A 4,090-nucleotide genomic window follows, 5' to 3' on the forward strand; every position below is an offset into this window, starting at 1 on the left:
GAGCTCGGTCCCGGGGATCCTCTAGAGTCAGGACATCGTCCTCCGCGGCGCGGCCGTCATGGTCCTCTCCGGACAACTCGGGGTGTCCTGACCCCATCACCGCGGGGCACAGCGCCCCGACACCACCAAGAGAGACAAAGGAAGACACCATGAACAAGAAGCTCGGCGCCCTCGCGCTCCTCGGCGCTTCGGCTGTCGTTCTCGCCGGCTGCGCGGCCGGAGACACGGGCGGCAACGACGCCTCCGGCACTCCGGCGCCGGCCCAGCTGCGCGTGTGGCTGAACGGCACCGACACGCCGCAGGATGCCCGCGACTATCTCGTGAAGACCTTCGAAGCCCAGAACCCGGGCTCGACGCTCGTCATCGAGGAGCAGCAGTGGACGGGCCTGGTCGACAAGCTCACCACGAGCCTGTCGTCCAACGACACACCCGACATCGTCGAGATGGGCAACACCCAGTCGCCGGCGTTCACCTCGAGCGGGGCGCTGCTGGACATCTCCGACATCAAGGACGCCATCGGCGGCGACGACCTGCTGCCCGGCTTCGTGGAGGCGGGCTCGTGGGACGGCAAGCTCTACGCCGCGCCGTACTACTCCGGCGCCCGCATCGTGTTCTACAACACGGCCCAGTACGCCACCGCCGGCGTGCAGGTGCCCACGACCCTCGACGAGTACGTGGCCAACGGCGAGAAGCTCGCGCAGGCCCTTCCGGGGGTCTCGGGGGTCTACTTCCCGGGCAAGGACTGGTACAACGCGCTGCCCTTCATCTGGGAGAACGGCGGCGAGATCGCCGTGCAGAAGGACGGCAAGTGGGAGGCGCAGATGTCCAGCGATGCCTCGGTGAAGGGCATCGAGCAGGTGCAGCAGCTGATGACCAAGGCATCGCTCGCCCCGAAGGACGGCGATGAGACCGAGGCCTGGGTTCCGTTCCGCACCGAGAAGGCGGCCACCCTCTCGGCGCCCAGCTGGGCGTACTGGTCGATCGTCGCCGACGAGAACAAGGCCGACACGGCGCTCACCAAGACGGTCGGCTACTACGCGCTCCCGGGCAAGAGCGGCGGCGCCGCGCAGGTGTTCGCCGGCGGATCCAACATCGGCATCTCGGCGAAGTCGGCCCATCCCGAGCTCGCCAAGAGCGCGCTGGAGATCATGCTCAGCGACGACTACCAGACGCTGCTGGCCAAGGCCGGCCTCGTGCCCGCCAAGAAGGCCCTCGGCAGCCAGGTCGCCGCGGCTACTCCGGAGCTCGCGAAGATCATCTCGGATGCCGCTGCGAATGCGAAGCTGACGCCGGCCTCGCCGAAGTGGGCGGACGTGGAGGCGAAGGGCCTGCTGCAGGACTTCTTCGTCCAGGTCGCGGCCGGTGGTGACGTCAAGACGCTCGCCACGGCTCTCGACGAGCAGATCGATTCCATCCTCAACGGCTGAGTCCGTTCGACTCGTCTGCGTTTCGACTCGTCGCTGCGCTCCTCGCTCAACGACCGGCGGTGGTATCGCCTCCCCGGTCGTTGAGCGGGCGCCGCGAGTCGAGATGCCCCCGACACCCACGAAAGGAGAGCCGGCATGACCACCGCTCACGCGCCCGCGGCATCTCCGCGTCGGCGGCGCCGCGACCGCACGCCGCTGGTCCTGTTGCTGCCCGCCCTGGCGATGCTGCTGGTCTTCATCGGCTGGCCTCTGGTGCAGCTGATCGTCATGTCGTTCCAGAAGTACGGGCGCGAGCAGATCTTCGGCAAGCCGCCCACCTTCGTCTGGTTCGACAACTACGTGCGTGTGCTGACCGACTCCGAGTTCTGGGTCGTCCTGGCCCGCAGCTTCGGGCTGATGGTGGTCTGCGCCGCCGCGACGATGGTGCTCGGGGTCGCGATAGCCCTGATGATGAAGTCCCTCGGACGCGTGATGCGCACCGTCGTCTCGGTCGGGCTGCTGCTGGCGTGGGCGATGCCCGCGCTCACCGGCACCATCGTGTGGGGCTGGATCTTCGACACCTCCTACGGCCTCGTCAACTACGCGCTGACGCACATCACGGGGCAGAACTGGATCGGCCACAGCTGGCTGTCCGACCCCCTCAGCTTCTTCGGTGTCGCGGCGATCATCATCACCTGGGGCGCGATCCCGTTCGTCGCGTTCTCCACCTATGCCGGGCTCTCGCAGGTGCCTGACGAGGTGCTCGAGGCGGCATCCCTCGACGGCTCGGGCGCGTGGCAGCGGTTCCGCTTCATCGTCGTGCCCTACATCCGTTCGATCCTGGTCGTGCTGCTCATCCTGCAGGTGATCTGGGACCTCCGCGTGTTCGCCCAGATCTATGCGCTGCAGACCGTCGGCGGCATCCGCGCCGACACCAACACCATCGGCGTCTACATCTACAGCGTCTCGATGGCCACCGGCGACCTCGGTTCGGGAGGGGCGATCTCGGTGATCCTCGTCGTCGTGCTGCTCGCCATCTCCGCTTACTACATCCGCACCATGCTGACCTCGGAGGATGACTGATGAGCGCCCGCACGAGACGCGCCACCGGGCGTGTGCTTCTCAACCTCGCCGCCGTCGTCGTCTTCGTCTGCTCGGTCTTCCCGGTCTACTGGATGGTCAATACCTCCTTCCTGCCCGGCTCGGCCGTCAAGAGCGAGACGCCGCACTTCTGGCCCGACCAGTTCACGCTGCAGAGCTTCCGCGCGGCCTGGGACGGCGGGTTCATGCCGGCGCTGTGGATCTCGCTGGCCGTCACCGTGCTCACCGTCGCCGCGGCCCTGGTCTTCGCCTTCCTCGCCGCCATCGCCATCTCGCGGTACCGCTTCCGTTCCCGCAAGAGCTTCATCGTCGCGATCCTCGTGATCCAGATGATCCCGGCCGAGGCGATGATCATCTCGACCTTCCGCGTGCTCGACGGCTGGCACCTGCTGAACACCGTGATCGGACTGTCGGCGGTGTACATCGCCATGGTGCTGCCCTTCACGATCTGGACGCTGCGCGGTTTCGTCGGCGGCATCCCCGCCGATCTCGAGGAGGCGGCCATGATCGACGGGTGCAGCAGGGGACAGGCCTTCTGGCGTGTGACCTTCCCGCTGCTCGCGCCGGGACTGGTCTCCACCGGGATCTTCGCGTTCATCCAAGCGTGGAACGAGTTCATCTTCGCCCTCGTGATCATGACCCGTCCCGAGGCCCAGACGCTGCCCATCTGGCTGCGCAGCTTCGTCCAGGCGACGAAGGCGACCGACTGGGCCGTCGTCATGGCCGGCTCGACCCTCATGGCGATTCCGGTGATCGTCTTCTTCCTGATCGTGCAGGGCAAGATGACCAGCGGCCTCGTGTCGGGAGCGGTGAAGGGCTGATGCGTCTCGGATTCGACGTCGGGGGCACCAAGACCGACGCCGTGGTCGTCGCGCCCTCCGACCGGGGCGGCGCCGACGCGGCGCACCAGCGGATCCTCGCCCGCGTGCGCCGGGCGACCGGGTGGGGTCCGGATGCCGTGCTCACGACGATCCTCGACGCCGTGGACGAGCTGGCGGCCGCCGTCGGCGTGCACCCCTCGGCCTTCACCTCGCTCGGCGTCGGGATGCCGGGGCAGGTCGCTCCGGGAGGCGCGGTCGTCGCTCATGCGGTGAACCTCGGCATCGACGAGCTCGATCTGGCCCTCGCACTCGGGCCGCGCCTGGGCATTCCGGTGCGTGCCGAGAACGACGTGAAGGCTGCCGCCGTCGGTGCCGCCGCCCTGCGTGGCGCGGACGCGCTGCCGTCGATGGCGTATCTCAACCTCGGCACCGGCATCGCCGCCGGGTTCGTGCACCGCGGCCGACTCTGGCGGGGCGCCCGGGGCGCCGCGGGAGAGGTCGGACACATCTCGGTCGACCCGGCGGGACCCGTCTGCCGCTGCGGGCAGCGCGGTTGCATCGAAGCCTTCAGCGGCGGTGCGGCCGTCGCCGAGCGATGGGGCCGGAGCGCGGCGCTGCCCGTGCGCGACGTGTTCGACGCCGCCGACGCCGGCGATCCGCTCGCGGTGGAGCTGCGCCGCGGGCTCGCATACGGCGTCGCGTCGGCGGTCCGGGTGATCGTGCTGTCCACCGATGTCAATGTCCTCGTGCTGGGGGGAGGCG

The 4,090-nt window shown here is 68.7% G+C and carries 4 protein-coding genes; all 4 read left to right on the plus strand.

Features of this window, described 5'->3' with window-relative positions; all coding sequences use genetic code 11:
• Positions 1 to 149: 149 nt before the first annotated feature.
• Entirely contained in the window at positions 150 to 1,427 is a 1,278-nt protein-coding gene (locus I5I_RS06725; RefSeq protein WP_036317935.1) for an extracellular solute-binding protein, read from the plus strand.
• Positions 1,428 to 1,562: 135 nt separating this feature from the next.
• A complete protein-coding gene (locus tag I5I_RS06730) occupies positions 1,563 to 2,489 on the plus strand; it encodes a carbohydrate ABC transporter permease (RefSeq protein ID WP_036317937.1) in 927 nt (308 codons plus the stop codon).
• Positions 2,489 to 3,328 (plus strand): carbohydrate ABC transporter permease, encoded by an 840-nt coding sequence (locus I5I_RS06735; RefSeq protein ID WP_036317939.1) that lies wholly within the window; start codon positions 2,489 to 2,491, stop codon positions 3,326 to 3,328. Before I5I_RS06730 ends, I5I_RS06735 begins: the two co-directional genes overlap by 1 nt.
• The coding region (locus I5I_RS06740) for an ROK family protein (protein WP_036317941.1) at positions 3,328 to 4,090 on the plus strand (763 nt) is incomplete at its 3' end. The genes I5I_RS06735 and I5I_RS06740, both read left to right, overlap by 1 nt.

The organism is Microbacterium sp. B24 (assembly GCF_000333415.1).
Taxonomy (GTDB): domain Bacteria; phylum Actinomycetota; class Actinomycetes; order Actinomycetales; family Microbacteriaceae; genus Microbacterium.